The organism is Streptomyces argenteolus (genome assembly GCF_042902585.1).
Classification (GTDB): Bacteria; Actinomycetota; Actinomycetes; order Streptomycetales; family Streptomycetaceae; genus Streptomyces; species Streptomyces argenteolus.
In genome coordinates, this window is record NZ_JBIBEG010000001.1 from 127,643 (window position 1) to 145,667 (window position 18,025).

The window sequence follows — 18,025 nt, forward strand, 5'->3', positions numbered from 1 at the left end:
TATGCGCCATGAGATTCGCGCAGCGCGGTTTCCACGAATGCCGCACGATGTTTCACCGCAGTGACGAAGCCTCGCGACGTGTTACGTGCCGATGAACCCGGAGTGGCGGTGCCGTTGCGGTGCCTACCATGCTGCCTGCGCCGCATACGGCGGGGTTGACACGCCCGGGAACGTGAACCGGCCACGGCAGCGGCCCGCTGACCTGGCGATGGGGGAGCCGGTCGGATGGTGCGGTGCGGCTGTCGTGGCCGGTGGCGCGGGTGCCGGTCAGACCGCTTCGGCGGTCTCCGGGAGCTGCTCGCTGAGCAGGTCGGTGAGCCTGGCGACCTCGGGGACGTCGCCGAAGTCCCTGGCAGCGGTGTCGACGGTCTTGCGGAGCCTGGTGTTGACGCGCTCCGACCTCACCCTCTTGGCGATCTTCAGTGCCTGCGTGGCCGGCACGGTCGACTGCTCGGGCTCGCGCTGGAGGAGATGCACGGTGGCCATGCCGATCAGGTTGAGGGCGTAGGACCTCTGGTGCTCGTCGTCGTCGCCGAAGAGCTCGACGGCGCGGGCCATGACGGGCTCGGCCAGGGAGGCGTAGGTGGGGCTGCGGCCGGCGACATAGGCGAGGTCGCGGTAGGAGTGGGCGTTCTCTCCGTGCAGTTCGGCGTCGGAGAAGAAGCGGATCCAGTCGGGCTCGGGCTCGTCGTCGAGAGCCGCGTCGGCGAAGGTGTCCTCGGCCATCCGGACGGCTCGCTTGCACTTGCTCGGCTGCCCCATGTTGGCGTAGGCGCGCGCCTCCATCGCATACAGCATGGCCTGGGTCCGGGAGGTGGCGCAGTCACGGCTGCCGTACTGGGCGAGATGGATGAGTTCGAGCGCGTCGTCGGGCCGGCCGAGGTGGATCATCTGGCGGCTCATGCTGGAGAGGATGTACGACCCCAGGGGCTTGTCGCCCGCTTCCTTGGAGGCGTGCAGCGCGAGGACGAAGTACTTCTGGGCGGTGGGCTGGAGGCCCACGTCGTAGCTCATCCAGCCCGCGAGCTCGGCGAGTTCGGCCGCGCAGCGGAACAGCCGCCTGGCGGTGGCCTCCGGCTGCGGCTCCTGGAGGAGGTCGGTCACCTCGTGGAGCTGCCCGACGACGGCCTTGCGGCGCAGCCCGCCGCCGCACTGGGCGTCCCACTGGCGGAACATCGCCGTGGTGGACTCCAGGAGGTCGAGCTCGGGTCCCGAGAGCTTGGAGGGGCGGCCCTCGGACGCCGTGCGCTCCGGTTCCACCCGGCCCGGGGCCACGGGCACCAGCCAGCGCTGCATGGGCTCGATGAGGGTGGGCCCGGCGGCCAGCGCGAGGGAGCTGCCGAGGAATCCGCGCCGGGCGAGCATGAGGTCGCTGCGGGAGAACTCGCTGAGCAGCGCGACGGTCTGCGGACCGGCCCAGGGCAGGTCGACCCCCGCGACGGAGGGCGCCTGGTGCGCGGCGCGCAGTCCGAGGTCCTCCACGGCGACGACGCTGCCGAACCGCTCGGAGAAGAGCTCGGAGAGGATGCGGGGGATGGGTTCGCGCGGCTGTTCGCCGTCCAGCCAGCGGCGCACCCGGGAGGTGTCGGTGCTGATGTGGTGGGCGCCGAGCTGGCGGGCTCGCCGGTTCACCTGGCGCGCGAGTTCGCCCTTGGACCAGCCGCTGCGCACGAACCACGATCCCAATTGCCCGTTGGGGCGCTTTCCGGCATTCGTCTCGCCTGCGCCGCTGCCACTCACTGGAACGCCCCCATCCCGCTGAAATCTGTCGCGCGAACCTCTATCAGAATGCCGTGCCTCGGTGGCGGCCGTACGGGCCTTGCACACCATCGAACGGATCATCGGGTTGCCCGGGGCATACCCACGCGCACATGCAATTGCAGGTTCGAGTACCGACGGTAATCCTACGATCACCGTCACCGCGAGGGGTGTTGCGGAAACGCCACCATTCGCCACCCCTTCGGATGAACCCGTTCGACGCAGTCCGCGATTCACTTGACAGGCCGCGATCAGCTATCGGGCGGAGTGAAGCATTCAGGGGCGCGGGAGTCGCGTCGCGCACCCCGGTGACACCACCCCGTGCGCCGGTGATCGCCGGCGGCGCCGGAGGACGTCCGCGACTCCAGGTCGTAACCACCGGTGAGTCGGACCCGTTGGAGGGGGCATGGGCTTCACGATCGGCGGCATCCGTGAGATGCGGTCCGGCACGCGGCGCCGTGGCCGTGCGGCCGGGGCGACCGCGGTGGCCGAGTACGCAGGACTCTGGGGCTGGGCGGTGGCACCGGGCGCACGAGCGGCGGCCGGTACCTGCTCGTGCGGGGACTCCGCGTGTGCCGCCCCCGGCGCGCATCCGCTGGACTTCGCCCGCGAGGTACCACCGGGCGCCACGCACGGCACGGCCGCCGACACCTGGGCCGAGGTGCCGGGCGCCTCGATGCTTCTCCCGGTGGGCCGGACCTTCGACGTGCTCGACGTCCCCGAGGCCGCGGGCCGGCGCGCACTGGTGCGGATGGAACGGATGGGGCTGCCGCTGGGCCCGGTGGCGGTGACCCCGACCGGCCGTACCCAGTTCTTCGTGGCGCCCGGGGCCGCCGCGGGACTGCCGGGGCTGCTCTACCGCATGGGCTGGGACGACGCGGATCTGGATCTGCGGGCACTGGGCCGGGGCGCGTACATCACCGCTCCCCCGTCGGATCTGGGCGGTCTGGGCCCCGTCCGCTGGCTGCGCCCGCCGGACCCGGGGACCGCCGCGGCTCCCCCGCAGGCCAGGCTGCTGCTCGGCGTCCTCGCCTACATATGCCACCGCGGGTGAACGCGGAAGGGCGGTGAACCCTCACGGGTCCACCGCCCTCGGCGCTCTCCCGGGCCGTACGCCCGTCAGTCGCCGATCAGCGCGTCGACGAAGGCGCCCGGCTCGAACGGGGCCAGGTCGTCCGGCCCCTCACCGAGTCCGATGAGCTTCACGGGGACACCGAGCTCGCGCTGGACGGCGATGACGATGCCGCCCTTGGCGGTCCCGTCCAGCTTGGTGAGGACGATGCCGGTGATGTCGACGACCTCCGCGAACACCCGCGCCTGGACCAGCCCGTTCTGACCGGTCGTGGCGTCGAGGACGAGCAGGATCTCGTCGAGCGGCCCGTGCTTCTCGACGACCCGCTTGACCTTGCCGAGCTCGTCCATCAGGCCGGTCTTCGTGTGCAGGCGGCCCGCGGTGTCGATGAGCACCACGTCGGCACCCTCGGCGATGCCTTCCTTCACCGCGTCGAAGGCGATCGACGCGGGGTCACCGCCCTCGGGCCCGCGCACCGTACGGGCGCCCACGCGCTCGCCCCAGGTCTGGAGCTGGTCGGCGGCGGCGGCCCGGAAGGTGTCGGCGGCGCCCAGGACGACGCTGCGGCCGTCGGCGACGAGCACGCGGGCGAGCTTGCCCGTGGTGGTGGTCTTGCCGGTGCCGTTGACCCCGACGACCATCACGACACCCGGCGTCTCCTCGCCGCCCTCCGTCTTCACCGCACGGTCGAAGTCGGGACCGAGGAGGGTGACGAGCTCCTCCCGCAGCAGGGTCCGCAGCTCCTCGGGCGTGCGGGTTCCGAGGACACGGACCCGCTCACGGAGCCGCTCCACGAGCTCCTGGGTGGGGGCGACGCCGACGTCGGCGGTGAGGAGCGTGTCCTCGATCTCCTCCCAGGTGTCCTCGTCGAGGTTGTCGCGGGACAGGAGGGCGAGCAGCCCCTTGCCCAGGGAGTTCTGCGAACGGGCGAGCCGGGCGCGGAGCCGCACCAGACGGCCCGCGGTGGGCTCGGGGACCTCGAGCGCGGGGATCTCCGGCTCGACGACGACCGGGGTCTGCTCGACGGGAGTCCCGGTGCCGGGGAGACCGGCCTCCTCGATGGTGCGCCGCGCTTCGTCGCGCGGCGCCTCGGCTTCCTCACCGACGTGGGGTTCGGCGGGAGGAGTGATGGTCGGCGTGCTCGACGGTGCCGAGGGCGGCAGCTGCTTCTTCTTGCGGCTGCTGACCACGAGCCCGCTGATCAGGCCGACCGCGACCAGGGCGATGACTACAGCAAGGATGACGATTTCCATAACCAGTCCAGTATCGGCCACGGCCGTGCTCCGGGCGCGGTTCGGTGCGACGGCGGGTGGGCCGCCTGGGCGGTATGCCGCGTATGGGGGTAAAGGTACGCTGCTGCCCGTGGAGAACCGCGGCTTGGATCCCGTCCCCGACGCCGAGCGCACGGGCCGGGTCCGCACCCTCTTTCCCACCTGGGTGACGGCGAACATGACGGTCCTGCTGCTGACCGTGGGCGCCGGGCTCACCGTCTTCAACGGGCTGAATCTCTGGCAGGTGCTGGTCGTGGCGGTGGTCGCCCCGGTCGTCGCCTTCGGGCTGGTCGGGTTCGTGTCGATCGCCGGCAAGCGTGGCGGGGCGCCCGGCATGGCGCTCTCCCGGGCCGTCTTCGGGCAGCGCGGCAACCTGTTCCCCGGCGCCCTGCTGTGGGTGGCCCGCTGGGGGTGGGAGACCGCCAACGCGGTCACCGGTTCCTACGCACTGCTGGCCGTGCTCGACCTGCTGTTCGGCGTCCACGTCACCCACACGCTGGTGCTGGTGACCCTGACGGCCTTCGTCGCCGCGAGCTTCCTCGTGTCGGGTCTGGGCATTCGGGCGCTGACGCTCTCCTCGCGCCTCTCCGCGTGCCTCTTCGGCGCCGCGAGTCTCCTGGTCCTCGTGCACCTGGCCGGCGCCACCGCGTGGCGGGAGGTGCTCGGCCGGCCTCCGGGCCCTGCGGCACTCATGATCGCGGGGATCGGCACGCTGGCCGCCGGGGGGATCAGCTGGGTCCCCTCCGCCCCGGACTTCGCCCGCTACCTCCCGCGCGCCGCGTCCGGCCGTGCGATGGTCGCCGCGGCGGTGGGCGGGGCTCTGGTGACCGTCCTGCCGATGGTGATGATGGGCGCCGTGATGGCCGTGGACTCCCCCGACCTCGCCGTGACGGAGGACCCGGTGGCCTTCATCGGCGAACTGCTGCCGAGGTGGATCTCGGTGCCGTACCTCCTGACCGCCCTCGCCGGCATGGTGCTGATCAACGCGATGTCCATGTACTCCGCGGGCTTCACCGCACAGACGCTCGGCTTCGTGGTCCCCCGCGCCTGGGCGGTGGGCGTGAACGCGGCCATCAGCCTGCTGCTCGGAGGGGTGCTGACGATGGTGGCGACGAGTTTCATCGGCACGTTCACCTCGTTCCTGACCCTGCTCGGGGTGGCCTTCTCCGCCTGGATCGGGGTCTTCGGCGTGGATCTGCTGCGGGGCCGCGCCTACGACCCGGTGGCGCTCCTGGACACCTCGCACCGCAGCGCCTACTGGTACGCCGACGGGTTCAGCAGGCCGGCCATGGGCGCCTGGGGCACCGCGCTCGTGGTGGGGCTGCTGCTGACCGAGGTGGAGTGGTTCACCGGCCCGCTCGCCTCCACCTGGGTCGGCCGTCACGGTCTGGGCTGGGCAGCGACGATCCTCGTCGCGGCGGGGGTGTACGCGCTGCTGCCACGTCCCACGGAGCGCCTGGCCGCCGAGCCGGAGGGCTTCTGACACCTGACAGGCCGTCGGCCGGCGGCACGTACCCGCGCGGCCCGTGCGGCGGCGCGTCCCCGGCGGCGGGCGCCGGGCGGCCCCACGGCGGCGGCCCCGGGAAGAACGCTGCCCCGGGCCGGCAGGAGCCGGACCGGGGCAGCGGGGTCGAGGAGAGGGGCAGCGGGGATTAGCCCATCTCCTCCAGCGCCTTGCCCTTGGTCTCCTTCACGAACTTGAGCACGAAGGGGATGGAGAGCACGGCGAAGCAGGTGTAGATGATGTACGTGCCCGACAGGTTCCAGTCGGCCAGGCTCGGGAAGCTCGCGGTGATCGCCCAGTTGGCGATCCACTGCGCGGAGGCGGCGACGCCGAGCGCGGCGGCACGGATCCGGTTCGGGAACATCTCGCCCAGGAAGACCCAGACGACGACACCCCACGAGAGGGCGAAGAAGAGCACGAAGACGTGCGCGGCGACCAGGGCGACGACGCCCTGCGCGGTCGGCAGCTTGCCGTCGATCAGGTCCGCGGAGAAGGCCCAGGCCTCGAAGGCCAGGGCGACGGCCATACCGGTGGATCCGACGAGCGCGAGCGGCCTGCGGCCCACCCGGTCCACCAGGATCATGGCGATCACGGTGCCGAGGATGTTGATGATCGACGTGGTGAACGAGTAGAAGAACGAGTCGGTCGGGTCGATGCCGACGGACTGCCACAGCGTCGCCGAGTAGTAGAACGCCACATTGATGCCGACGAGCTGCTGGAAGATCGACAGGCCGATACCGACCCAGACGATCGGCAGGAAGCCGAAGCGGCTCCCGAGCAGGTCGCTGAACTTGGACTTGTGTTCACGGCGCATGGCCGTCTCGATCTCGTCGACCCGCGCGTCCAGGTCGACGTTCTTGCCCTCGACCTCTTCGAGGATCTTCCGGGCCCGGTCCCGCTTGCCGACCGAGATCAGGAAGCGCGGCGACTCGGGGATCGCGAAGGAGAGCAGCCCGTACAGGATGGCCGGCACGACCATCACGCCGAGCATCCACTGCCAGGCCTCGAGGCCGCCGATCTCACCGCGCTGGTCACCGTCGGCGATCTGCAGGATGCCGTAGTTGACCAGCTGCGAGATGGCGATGCCGATGACGATGGCGGCCTGCTGGAAGGAGCCGAGGCGGCCGCGGTAGGCGGGCGGTGAGACCTCGGCGATGTAGGCGGGGCCGATGACCGAGGCCATGCCGATCGCGAAGCCGCCGATGATCCGCCACATGGCGAGGTCCCAGAGGGCGAACGGCAGGGCGGAACCGACGGCGCTGATGGTGAAGAGCACCGAGGCGATCTGCATGCAGCGGATACGGCCGATCCGGTCGGCGATACGTCCCGCCGTGGCCGCACCGATGGCACAGCCGATCAGGGCGATGGCGATGACCTGCGCCAGGGTCCCCGACCCGATGTCGTACCGGTCACGGATGGCTTCGACGGCACCGTTGATGACGGAGCTGTCGTAGCCGAAGAGGAAGCCGCCCATCGCTGCGGCTGCGGTGATGAAGATGACATGGCCGAGATGGTCCGGGTGGGCCTCCCGGGCTCCGGACTCCGGGCCGCGCGCTGTGCTGGTCACATGAACTCCTGGTACCTGGCCGCAACGTCAGGTGTGGGGGGTGAGCCCTCCTAGTGGCGCACAACTTTCAGCCGACCACCACTTGAAGGTAAAAACAACATTGCTGAGGTTATGCGTTCAAGTTTCGAAGTCAACATTCGACTCTGGCCAAGGGGTCACTCACAAGTACCCAGGGATACCCAAAAGGTGCGTTCAGATGTTGAAGATTAGGTAAAAGGGATGTGACTGCCCCTCAGTCCGTCTACCCCGGAGTCCGGCGCAGACGCTGACTGATCACCTTGGAGACGCCGTCGCCCTGCATGGAGACGCCGTAGAGCGCGTCGGCGACCTCCATCGTCCGCTTCTGGTGCGTGATCACGATGAGCTGGGAGCTCTCCTGGAGCTCCTCCATGATCCGGATCAGGCGCTGCAGATTGGTGTCGTCGAGCGCGGCCTCGACCTCGTCCATGACGTAGAACGGGCTCGGCCTGGCCTTGAAGATCGAGACCAGCAGGGCAACGGCCGTAAGGGATCGCTCGCCGCCCGACAGCAGCGAGAGCCGCTTGACCTTCTTGCCCGGCGGCCTCGCCTCGACGTCGAGACCGGTCGTCAGCATGTTGTCCGGGTCGGTCAGGACGAGACGTCCCTCCCCGCCCGGGAAGAGCCGCGAGAAGACGCCTTCGAACTCGCGTGCGGTGTCCCGGAACGCCTCGGTGAAGACCTGCTCGACGCGCTCGTCGACCTCCTTGATCACCTGCATGAGGTCGGCCCTGGTCTTCTTCAGGTCCTCGAGCTGCTCGGAGAGGAACTTGTGCCGTTCCTCCAGTGCCGAGAACTCCTCGAGGGCCAGCGGATTCACCTTCCCGAGTTGCTGATACGCCCGTTCGGCCGCCTTCAGCCGCTTCTCCTGCTCGGCCCTGACGAACGGCTTCGGCTGGTTGCGCGGGTGCTCCGGATCCTCCGGGAGTTCCTCGCCCTCGGCGGCGGGCGACGGGGGCACCAGCTGCTCCGGCCCGTACTCGGCGGCCAGCCCGGCCGGCTCGACGCCGAACTCCTCCAGGGCCTTCGCCTCCACCTGCTCCATGCGCAGCCGCTTCTCGGCACCGAGCACCTCGCCCCGGTGCACCGAGTCGGTGAGCCGGTCGAGCTCGCTCTTCAGCTCGCGGCCCCGGCCGCGTTCGGCGGTGAGCTCCCGCTCCCGCTCGGCCTTGGCCGCCTCCGCCCTGGACCGTTCCTCCTCGGCCCGTACGACGGAGACCTCGACGTGGGCCAGCAGCTGCCGGGCGCCCGACGCCACTGCCGTGGCGACGGCCGCCTCGTGGCGCAGCCTGGCGCGGCGCTGCTCCGCGCGGGCCCGGGCCTCCCGCTCGGCACGGGCCCCCCGGTCCAGCGCGTCGGCCCGCCCGGCGAGCGCCTTGACCCGCTCCTCGTGGGTACGGGCCTGGAGCCGGGCCTCCATCTCGGTCTGCCGGGCGTTGGCCCCGTCGGCGGCGAGCCGGTCCCGTACGGAGGTGTCCGGCTCCTCCTCCACGGGCGTCTCCTCCGCGACCAGCAGCCGTTCCGCCAGTTCCTCGGCCTCCTCGGTGGCCCGTTCCAGCGCCTCCTGTGCCCGGGCCGCCGCCGCGGTCGTGCGCTCGGCCTCTCCCGCGGCGCCCCGGGCCTGCCCGGCCAGCCGTCCCAGCTGCTGCGCGACTCCGGACTTCTCCCGCTCGGCGGCCCGGCGCCGCTCACCGAGCTCCTCGACCAGCGCCGCCGCCTCGCCGCGCCGTGCGGCCACGAGGCGCTGGGCCGAGGCGAGCTCATCGCAGCGCACGGCGAGCTCGGCCAGTTCGGCCGCGGCCTCGTCGACGGACGCCTGCACCTCCAGCAGGCTCGGCGCCCCGGCCGATCCTCCGTGGGCGAAGTGGGTCCCGAGGACGTCGCCCTCGGCCGTGACGGCGGTCAGGTCCGGGTGCGCGGCGACCAGTTCCTCGGCGTCCTCCAGGGTGCCGACGACGACCGTGCCGCGCACCAGGCGGCGTACGGCGGTGAGCAGTTCGGCCGGGCCCCGCACCAGGCCGGCGACCGCGGGCGCGGCACAGCCGTCGGCGGCGGGGGCGGCCACGGCCGCGACCGGCTGCCCGCCGTGGAGGGCCCCGGCGGCGCCACCGGGTTCCGCCCCGGGCGGGGTCCCGTGATGCGCCCCGGGCAGGGCGCCGTGGTCCGCTCCGGACGCCTGTCCGGGGACCTGGCCGGCGGCGGCCGGCTCCGGGCGTTGTTCCGTGCCCTGGGCCGGCACCTGTCCGCCTCCCGCCCCGCCCAGCACCAGCGCCGCGCGCCCCGCGTCCTGTTTGCGCAGCAGCCGGATCGCGTCCGCCGCCGCAGCGGGATCCGACACCGCGACCGCATCGGCCGCCGCGCCCAGTGCCGCCGCCACCGCGACCTCGTGCCCCGGGGCGACCGTGAGCAGTTCCGCGAGCGGGCCGAGCAGCCCGGCGAGCCGGTCTCCCGCGCCGAGCAGGACCCCGGTGCCGTCCTTGCGCCGCAGTCCCAGCGACAGCGCGTCGTGGCGGGCCGAGAGCGCCGCCCGGCTGCGCTCCGCGTCGGTGACCGCCTCCCGGGCCGCGCCGAGCTCCGCCTCCGCCTCCGCGAGCTCCCGCTTGGCGGCCTCGTGCCGCTCCGCCAGTTCCGCGTCACCCGCGTCCAGGCCCTCGACCTCGGCCTTGAGCTGCTCGTACTCCTCCTGCGCCGCTACCGCCCGCTCCCGTGCCTCGTCGCGCGACGCGGCCAGCCGGTCGATCTCGGCCTGCGCCGAACCGGCCCGGCTCCGGGCCGCGTTGACCTGCCCGTTGAGCCGCGCGAGACCTTCGCGGCGGTCGGCGATGGCCCGGGCGGCGTCCCTGAGCCTGCGTTCCTCCACCGCGAGCTCGCGTTCCAGTTCGGCCCGGTGCGCGGTGGTGTCCTCCAGCGCGTGCTCCGCCGCTTCGAGTGCCGCTTCGAGCTCGGCCTCCTGCTCACGGATCCGGGCGGCCTCGCGTTCCATGTCCTCGGGGTCACGCCCGCGCCGCTCCTCGTCGGGCGCGGCGGTGGCGCTCTTCACCCGGGCGTCCGCGAGCGAGATCGTGCCGCGTACCCGCTCGGCCAGCTGGGAGAGCTCGTACCAGGTCTGCTGGGCCCGCTGGAGCCGTGGGGCCAGCCGCCGTACCTCGTCCTCCAGACCGGCCTCGCGTGCGAGCGCCGCCCGGAGTTCGGCCTCCGCCGCCTCCCTGCGCTGCTTCAGCGCGGCCTCGTCGGCGATCTCGCTGCGCAGCGCCTCGCGCAGCGAGACCAGGTCGTCGGCGAGGAGCCGCAGCCTGGCGTCGCGCAGGTTGGCCTGGATGACGGCGGCGCGGCGGGCCACGGCGGCCTGCCGGCCCAGCGGCTTCAGCTGGCGGCGCAGTTCGTCGGTGAGGTCCTGGACGCGGGCGAGGTTGGCGCCCATCGCCTCCAGCTTCCGCAGCGCCTTCTCCTTGCGCTTGCGGTGCTTGAGCACGCCCGCCGCCTCCTCGATGAAGGCGCGGCGGCCCGTCGGATCGGCGTGAAGGACGGAGTCCAGCCGTCCCTGACCGACGATGACGTGCATCTCCCGGCCGATACCGGAGTCGGAGAGCAGTTCCTGGATGTCGAGCAGCCGGCAGGTGTCCCCGTTGATCTGGTATTCACTTCCGCCGTTGCGGAACATGATCCGGGTGATCGTCACCTCGGCGTACTCGATCGGCAGCGCGCCGTCGGAATTGTCGATGGTCAGCGACACTTCGGCGCGGCCCAGCGGTGGCCTTCCGGTGGTCCCGGCGAAGATCACGTCTTCCATCTTGCCGCCGCGCAGGGATTTCGCTCCCTGTTCACCCATGACCCAGGAGAGCGCGTCCACCACATTCGATTTACCGGACCCGTTGGGCCCCACGACGCAGGTGATCCCGGGTTCGAACCGCAGGGTCGTGGCGGAGGCGAACGACTTGAAACCACGCAGGGTCAGGGCCTTGAGGTGCACGCCGCCGGACTCTACCTTTCACTCTCGGTTTCGCTGATGAAGGTGCAGGGCACATCAGACGGTAAGCGAAGAGCGATACGCGGGTGACGGTCCGGGGGGAAAGAAAGAAGGGACGCCGGAGCGTCCCTTGTGAAACTCGCACGGTGAGGCGTGTACTGCCCTCCGTGCACGGTCTTGCGTGACGGATCGCGAGCGGACCGGATCACGAGCAATCCTCGGTGTTCCAGGACGGCGATCCGTGACGAAAGACATTCGTTGGATGATCCCGAGCAGCTGGCGTGCGGCCCGACCGGCCCCGGCAGGGCCTGAGGGTCAGGTCAGCGCGGGCTCCGCCTGGGGTACGTCGATGTCGATGCTGTCGAGCAGCGACTCCTGGTGCTGGGCGGCGGCGTTGAGCGCGTCGTTCTCGTCCTGGATCCGCGAGAGCTCGGATTCCAGGTCCTGGACGCGCTTCTGAAGCCGTCGCATCTCGGCGAGGAGTCGCGGGTCGGATCCGCCGACGTAACCGAGAAGCGCCTTTGCCATGATGGATGGTCCTCCACACTGAGTGACCGACCGATGCGGTGTGGGTCGTGGTCGTGAGGGAATCGCACCCGCGGTGCTCGGCAGTGCTCTGTGTCGTCACTGCTGTTCTGCTGTCACCAGCCCTGCCGAACAGCTAAGGTGCGCGGGGTTTTCAGCGTCTCACCAAAAAGTTTGACGGTCAACACGATCACACGCCGGGGAGCCGGGTGTCCCGGGGGCGCGCGGCTCGGCGATCATGCGGCGCGACTCTCCTGCGGGCCCCCGAGGGGTGTGGAGATCTTCGTCAATGCCGCAGCCTGGCATGCCAGGGCGTTCTTGGCAACCATGTCCCGCCACCGAACATTCCGCAGGTCATTTCGGGTGCGGGGCCTTTGCCGGCCTTCCGGTCACCGCACGCCGCACGGTGCGTACGGAGCGGATCCGGGCGTCCTTTCCCGTGGGGCGTCAGCGGATCGCGAATCCCTCGTAACCGCCGCGTGGCGTGTCCCAGATCTCAGTGACCCCGTCCACGCGCCCGGGTGTGTCGGCGGAGCCGAGCCACTCCAGGAGACGGTGGCAATTCTCACGTGGCCCTTCGGCCACCACCTGCACCCGGCCGTCGTCGAGATTCAGGGCGAAGCCGGTGAGTTTTCCGATCTCCAAAGCATTTGCCCTGGTGAACCAGCGGAATCCCACTTGCTGTACTCGGCCGCGTACCCATACGACGAGTCGTGCGTCTTCGTTCATGCCCGAACGCTAACCGTCCAATTGCCCGAGGAGCACGTCGCCCCAATCCGTCATGGCGTAAGGTCCCCTCGCAATAGCCTCACCCGAACAGGTGAGTTTGATCAAGAATACGGTGACGTCGGCCACGGCGCCCGGAGCACAGGAAGGCACAGCGCATGGGACGGCATCGACGCGCAGGCGCGGCCCCCGCCGCTGAGCAGCACGCGGCGAACGCGGCGGACGGGCCGCGCGGTGCGCGCCGGAAGAGGCGAGCGGGCCTACCCGTGCGCGCCGGGCTTCTCGGTGTCTCCGCGGCGGTGGCCGTCGGAGCGGTGGCTGTGGCCTCCGGCCTGCTGCCCGGCGGCGGCAGCTACGACGTCAGCGGCAGCCCGTCCTCCGACCGTGTCCACGCGGGCGGCGCCCCCGACCTGCTGACCCAGGGCGACGCGTCCGACGAACCGACCGGCCGCACCTCGGCCTCGGCATCGGCCGAGGCGAGCAGGGGTGCCGACCGCTCCGCCACCCCCTCGGCCTCCGCCTCACCGACCCCGGTCAGGACGCCGTCCGAGAAGCCCTCGGCCACCGCTTCGAAGCAGGCGGCGAAGACTCCGGAGCGGACGAAGGCACCGGCCCCGAAGCCGAAGAAGAGCGTGTCCTCGGCCCCCGCCACCAAGGCGCCAGCCGCGCCGAAAACCGCTTCGGCCGCTCCCGGCAAGGAGCCCAGCGCCTCCACGAGCCCGTCCGCCACCTCGGCCCAGGCTGTCGTGCTCGCACTGGTCAACCAGGAGCGCGCCAAGGTCGGCTGCAGCCCGGTCACCACCAGCGCCTCACTGACCGCGCTCGCCCAGGACTTCAGCGAGGACATGGCCGCCCGCGCCTTCTTCGACCACACCGACCCGGACGGCGCGACCCCCTGGGACCGTGCCGCCGCAGCGGGTGTGGAGGGTCTCGGCGGGGAGAACATCGCCCGCGGGCAGGTGGACGCCCAGGCCGTGATGGACGCGTGGATGGCCAGCGACGGCCACCGCGCAAACATTCTCAACTGCGACTACAGGACGCTCGGCGTGGGAGTGCACCTCGGCGCGGGCGGCCCCTGGTGGACGCAGGACTTCGGCTTCTGAGACGTACCGGAGAGGCCCCTGCCCGTCCTGGACGGGCAGGGGCCTCACGCTGTGCCTCGGGCCTACAACCATGGCCCGCCATCAGGAGTCTTGATCTTTCGGCAGCTTCATTCAGCCATGGCTGATCAAGACCGAAGGAACGCATGAACCGACCCAGAGGCACCACGGTGGCCACCGCGAGCGCCGTGGTGCTCGCCACAGCGGGCGGCCTGCTCGCCACGGCCGCCCCCGCCTCCGCAGCCGTCACCTGCGCATCGCCCGTCTTCAAGCGGACGTTCTACGCGAACACCACGTTCTCCGGGACGCCCAAGGGCACCGACTGCGACTCCGTGATCGACCAGAACTGGGGCACGGGCGCACCCGGATACCCGGGCATGCCCTCCAACTACTTCGGAGTCCGCTGGTCCATGACCCGCGACTTCGGATCCGGCGGGCCCTTCACCTTCACCGCGTCCTCCCGGGACGGCATACGCGTGTACGTCGACGGCGTGCGCAAGGTCGACCTGTGGAAGAACGTCGCCACGACCGTCTCGAAGACGGTCAACCTGACGATCCCGTCCGGCACGCACAGCCTGCGCGTCGACTTCGTGAACTGGACCGGGTCCGCCGACGTCAAGTTCGCCTACACGCCCCGCACCTCGGCGACCGTGGACAAGGTCAAGCCGCTCGTCCCGACCGGGACCACCGTCGCCTACAGCACGGCTTCCACGTCCACGAAGGTGAGCTGGGCCGCGAACAAGGAGATGGACCTCGCCGGCTACCGGGTGTACCGGCGGCTGAAGGGCGCGGCCTATCCGGCGAAGGCGCTGGCGACCACGACGTCCACCTCGTACACCGACACGAGCGTGCCGAAGGACGGCAACGTCTACTACTACGAGGTACGCGCGTACGACAGGGCGGGCAACACCTCCTCGGGCACCGCCGACGCCGCCGTCACCACGGTCGACCGGACGGCTCCGGCCGCTCCCAAGGGCGTCGAGGACAACTGGGCCATCGGCAACCCCACCAAGATCACCCTCTACTGGGACGGCAACGCCGAGCCCGACCTCGCCGAGTACCGGGTGTACCGCTCGACCTCGCGTCCGGTCGCCCTGACCGCCGCCAACCGGCTGGCGTCCTCCGGGGGCGGCTACAGCGGCCCGCTGCCGCAGACCGGTCACACGTACTACTACGTGGTCACCGCCGTCGACACCCACGGCAACGAGTCCTCGCCCTCCGGCACCGCCGTGTACTACAGCGACGACCTCACCGGCCCGGTCGACACCGCGCTCAACGCGCGGGCCTCCGAGAGCGAGGCCGGCGTCACCGTGACCTGGGACGCCTCGGCGGTGACCAGCGAGGACTTCGCGGGCTACTCGGTCTTCCGGACCAACCGCCCCGGAACGGCCACGGCCACCCGCACGGAGGTCGGCAAGGGCATCAGGGGGACCTCCTTCACCGACGCCGCGCCGCCGGCCGGCGCGACGTACGCCTACCACGTCGTCGCCCTGGACCACGAGGGCAACGGCGGCACCCCGTCCGCCGCGCTCTCCGTGGCCGTCGTGGGGAACAGGACCGCCCCCGCGCCCGTCACCGGGGTGACCGCGGTCCCGAAGGCGAACGGCGTCACGCTCTCGTGGGAGGCCAACACCGACCTTGGTCTCGCCCACTACCGCGTGCTGCGCGGCGCGCTCGTGGACGGCCGGTGGACGTACACCCCCGTGCCCCACCCCTCGAACTTCCAGCCGTGGGAGATCGCGGAGACGACGTTCCACGACGCCGTGCCGGCCGACGGACAGCAGGTCCGCTACGCCGTCGTCGCCGTCGACCAGTACGGGAACCAGCTGACGCCGGCCGACGGCGCCACATCCCTCGACGTCACCGAGCTGGATCTGCGCCCGACCGTCCCGGCGGCGACGGGCGCCCCGCTGGCCTACCTCGGCTCCGACCAGAATGCCTGGCTCTCCTGGGCCCTCGGAAGCTCCGAGACCCTCGGTGAGGTCTCCGGCTTCGCCGTCCACCGCTGGAACCCGCAGACCGGGGCCTTCGAGCTGGTCCGCACGGAACCGAAGGGTGACAGCACCACCTGGCACTGGAAGGACCCCGCCGTCCCGGCGGAGACCACGGTCTACTACCGCGTCTCGGTCCTGTACGCCGACGGAACCACCTCGGGTGCGAGTGAGACCTCCGTCGTGACCCGCTGAATCGCCGCGTCCGCCGGCCTCGGCGCCCGTGCAGCGCTCACCGTGAGTGAGCGCTGCACGGGCGTAAGCTGGGCGTCATGGGCGAGACCGAGACGCTTTCCGTGGCTGACGACGAAGGCTCACCCTTCGACGTCTTCTCCCGGCTGTGCCCCTCACGCGGGACGCTGGAACACGTCACCGGCCGCTGGGGCAGCCTGACCCTGGGGGCGCTGTACGAGAGCGGCGCCCGCTTCAACGAACTGCGCCGGCGGGTCGACGGGGTCAGCGAGAAGATGCTCTCGCAGACGCTGCACGCGCTGGAGCGCGACGGCCTGGTCCTGCGGGAGGCGCAGTTCACCAACCCGCCGCGCGTCGACTACGAACTGACGGACCTGGGCCGCGCGGTCGCCACCCGGCTGCTGGAGCTGATCCAGCTCGTGGAGGGCCGGATGCCCGAGGTCCTCGAGGCCCGGGCCCGGTACGACGCCGCCCGCGCGGACTGAGGCCGAGACCGCACCGCCCGTTCCGCCGGCCTCCGGGCACCGGGGCCCTCTGCTCCGGCCCGCGGCCTCGTCCTCAGGAGGCGGCGGAGACGCGCGGGGGACGCTGGCAGCGCGGGCAGAAGTAGCTGGAGCGGTTCATCCAGGGCCGGCGGCGCATCGGCGTACCGCACCTACGGCAGGGTTCGTCCTCGCGTCCGTAGGCGTCGAGCGACCGGTCGAAGTAGCCCGACTCACCGTTGACGTTGACGTACAGGCTGTCGAAGCTGGTGCCGCCCTGGTCGAGGGCCTCGCGCATCACCTCGCGGACATGGCCGAGCAGCTCCGCCGTCCTCGGGCGGGTCAGGGACGCGGTCGGCCGCTCGTAGTGCAGCCTGCTGCGCCACAGCGCCTCGTCCGCGTAGATGTTCCCGACCCCGCTGATCAGGGACTGGTCGAGCAGCGCGCGCTTGACCGTCGTACGGCGCAGGCGCAGCGCCCGGTGGAACGCCTCGTCGTCGAAGGCCGGGTCCAGGGGGTCGCGCGCGATGTGCGCGATCACGTCGGGCAGTCCTTCAGGGGTGTTGTCGTGCAGCGACAGCCCGCCGAAGGTCCGCTGGTCGACGAAGCGCAGCTCCGTGCCGAGGTCGTCACCGAAGCGGATCCGGATGCGCAGGTGCTTCTCGTCCGCGGCCTCCTCGGGCTGGACGAGCAGCTGACCGCTCATGCCCAGATGGCCCAGGAGCGAGGAGTCCGCCTCGTCGAGCGGCACCCAGAGGTACTTGCCGCGGCGCATCGCCGTGCCGAAGCGCAGCCCGCGGAGCCGGGCGGCGAAATCGGCGCCGCCCGCCAGGTGCCTGCGGACCGCCCGCGGATGCAGGACCTCGACGGCCTCGACGGTGCGCCCGGCGGTCCAGCGCTCCAGCCCCCGCCGCACGACTTCGACCTCGGGCAGTTCGGGCACGACGGGCACTCCTTCGGGAAGGTGGTGACGGGACAGCGAGAACCCCCCGGTGCACCAGGGCACCGAGGGGTTCTCACGTGGTTCAGGCCGGAGCGGCGTCCGAGTGCGGCGACGGGTCGGCAGGGGTGTCGGCGACCCCTCCGTCGGCAGCGGCCTCGGCCGCCGCCTCCCGCGCTTCCGCGGCGGCGCTGATCTCGCGCCAGGCGGATTCCGCCGCCTGCTGCTCCGCTTCCTTCTTGCTACGGCCGGTGCCGGTGCCGTACGAGACACCACCGACGCGAGCGGCAGCAGTAAAGGTCTTCTCGTGATCGGGGCCGGTCTCCGTGACGAGGTACTCGGGGACTCCGAGGCTCTCGCTCGCGGTGAGCTCCTGGAGACTGGTCTTCCAGTCCAGGCCGGCTCCGAGGTTGGAGGACCTGTCGATCAGCGGGTCGAAGAGCCGGTGGACCAGCTCGGAGGCCGCGCTGAGGCCCTGGTCGAGATAGACCGCGCCGATCACCGCTTCGAGGGTGTCGGCGAGGATGGAAGCCTTGTCCCGGCCACCCGTGCCCTCTTCACCGCGGCCGAGCCGGATGAAGGAACCGAGTTCGAGGCCGCGGCCCACTTCCGCAAGCGCACGTGAGTTGACCACCGCGGCCCGCAACTTGGCCAGCTGGCCTTCGGGCAGGTCGGGGTGGGTGCGGTACAGCGTGTCCGTGACCACCAGGCCGAGCACCGAGTCCCCGAGGAACTCCAGCCGCTCGTTGGTGGGCAGACCGCCGTTCTCGTACGCGTACGAACGATGGGTCAGCGCACGCACCAGAAGGGCGGACTCGAGGTGATACCCGAGCCGCCCTTCCAGAAGCGTGTGGGACGAGGCTGTGTTGATGTTGTCTGCCTGCTTCTTGGCGCTGGACAACTCAGACATCG

13 protein-coding genes are annotated in these 18,025 nt (G+C 71.2%); 5 read left to right on the top strand and 8 right to left on the bottom strand.

All coding sequences use genetic code 11. From position 1 onward, the window contains the following. Positions 1-267 precede the first annotated feature (267 nt). Positions 268-1,740, bottom strand: a complete 1,473-nt coding sequence (nsdA, locus tag ACFY8O_RS00565) for a transcriptional repressor NsdA (RefSeq protein ID WP_145810837.1) — start codon at positions 1,738-1,740, stop codon at positions 268-270. 424 nt (positions 1,741-2,164) lie between these two features. Here nsdA and ACFY8O_RS00570 point away from each other — a divergent pair, with 424 nt between their 5' ends. Beyond that, a complete protein-coding gene (locus ACFY8O_RS00570; RefSeq protein WP_387897469.1) occupies positions 2,165-2,812 on the top strand; it encodes a bifunctional DNA primase/polymerase in 648 nt (215 codons plus the stop codon). A gap of 65 nt (positions 2,813-2,877) precedes the next feature. Here ACFY8O_RS00570 and ftsY read toward each other — a convergent pair whose 3' ends face one another. Continuing rightward, positions 2,878-4,083: a signal recognition particle-docking protein FtsY gene (gene ftsY, locus ACFY8O_RS00575; protein WP_387897472.1), complete on the bottom strand. Its 1,206-nt coding sequence runs from the start codon at positions 4,081-4,083 to the stop codon at positions 2,878-2,880. A 109-nt stretch (positions 4,084-4,192) separates the two neighbouring features. Here ftsY and ACFY8O_RS00580 point away from each other — a divergent pair, with 109 nt between their 5' ends. Next, positions 4,193-5,584, top strand: coding sequence for a purine-cytosine permease family protein (locus ACFY8O_RS00580; protein WP_387897474.1), 1,392 nt, complete (start codon positions 4,193-4,195; stop codon positions 5,582-5,584). Between the two features lie 169 nt (positions 5,585-5,753). On the opposite strand, the gene ACFY8O_RS00585 is transcribed toward ACFY8O_RS00580, so the two are convergent. The 4 genes from ACFY8O_RS00585 to ACFY8O_RS00600 all read right to left on the bottom strand — a co-directional run bounded on the left by ACFY8O_RS00585 (position 5,754) and on the right by ACFY8O_RS00600 (position 12,411). Continuing rightward, positions 5,754-7,172 carry a sugar porter family MFS transporter gene (locus ACFY8O_RS00585; RefSeq protein WP_145810844.1) on the bottom strand — a complete coding sequence of 473 codons (1,419 nt, stop codon included), beginning with the start codon at positions 7,170-7,172 and terminating at the stop codon, positions 5,754-5,756. A gap of 241 nt (positions 7,173-7,413) precedes the next feature. Further along, the gene (locus ACFY8O_RS00590) at positions 7,414-11,160 is read right to left on the bottom strand and encodes a chromosome segregation SMC family protein (RefSeq protein WP_387897477.1); all 3,747 of its coding nucleotides are present in this window, start codon (positions 11,158-11,160) and stop codon (positions 7,414-7,416) included. A gap of 312 nt (positions 11,161-11,472) precedes the next feature. After that, positions 11,473-11,685: a hypothetical protein gene (locus ACFY8O_RS00595; protein ID WP_145810848.1), complete on the bottom strand. Its 213-nt coding sequence runs from the start codon at positions 11,683-11,685 to the stop codon at positions 11,473-11,475. 444 nt (positions 11,686-12,129) lie between these two features. After that, positions 12,130-12,411, bottom strand: a complete 282-nt coding sequence (locus ACFY8O_RS00600; protein ID WP_145810850.1) for an acylphosphatase — start codon at positions 12,409-12,411, stop codon at positions 12,130-12,132. Between the two features lie 155 nt (positions 12,412-12,566). On the opposite strand from ACFY8O_RS00600, the gene ACFY8O_RS00605 reads away from it, so the two are divergent. The 3 genes from ACFY8O_RS00605 (at position 12,567) to ACFY8O_RS00615 (ending at position 16,176) form a co-directional block, all read left to right on the top strand. Continuing rightward, positions 12,567-13,511 carry a CAP domain-containing protein gene (locus ACFY8O_RS00605; RefSeq protein ID WP_387897480.1) on the top strand — a complete coding sequence of 315 codons (945 nt, stop codon included), beginning with the start codon at positions 12,567-12,569 and terminating at the stop codon, positions 13,509-13,511. Positions 13,512-13,654: 143 nt separating this feature from the next. Then, positions 13,655-15,694, top strand: a complete 2,040-nt coding sequence (locus tag ACFY8O_RS00610; RefSeq protein WP_387897483.1) for a fibronectin type III domain-containing protein — start codon at positions 13,655-13,657, stop codon at positions 15,692-15,694. Positions 15,695-15,771: 77 nt separating this feature from the next. Further along, on the top strand, positions 15,772-16,176 hold the full coding sequence (locus ACFY8O_RS00615; protein WP_387897484.1) for a winged helix-turn-helix transcriptional regulator: 405 nt from the start codon (positions 15,772-15,774) through the stop codon (positions 16,174-16,176). Positions 16,177-16,249: 73 nt separating this feature from the next. Here the strand turns inward: ACFY8O_RS00615 and mutM are convergent, their stop codons facing one another. Then, complete coding sequence (mutM, locus tag ACFY8O_RS00620; protein ID WP_387897487.1) at positions 16,250-17,116, bottom strand: bifunctional DNA-formamidopyrimidine glycosylase/DNA-(apurinic or apyrimidinic site) lyase; 867 nt, start codon at positions 17,114-17,116, stop codon at positions 16,250-16,252. Between the two features lie 82 nt (positions 17,117-17,198). Next, positions 17,199-18,023 (bottom strand): ribonuclease III, encoded by an 825-nt coding sequence (gene rnc, locus ACFY8O_RS00625; RefSeq protein ID WP_387897490.1) that lies wholly within the window; start codon positions 18,021-18,023, stop codon positions 17,199-17,201. Positions 18,024-18,025 lie beyond the last annotated feature (2 nt).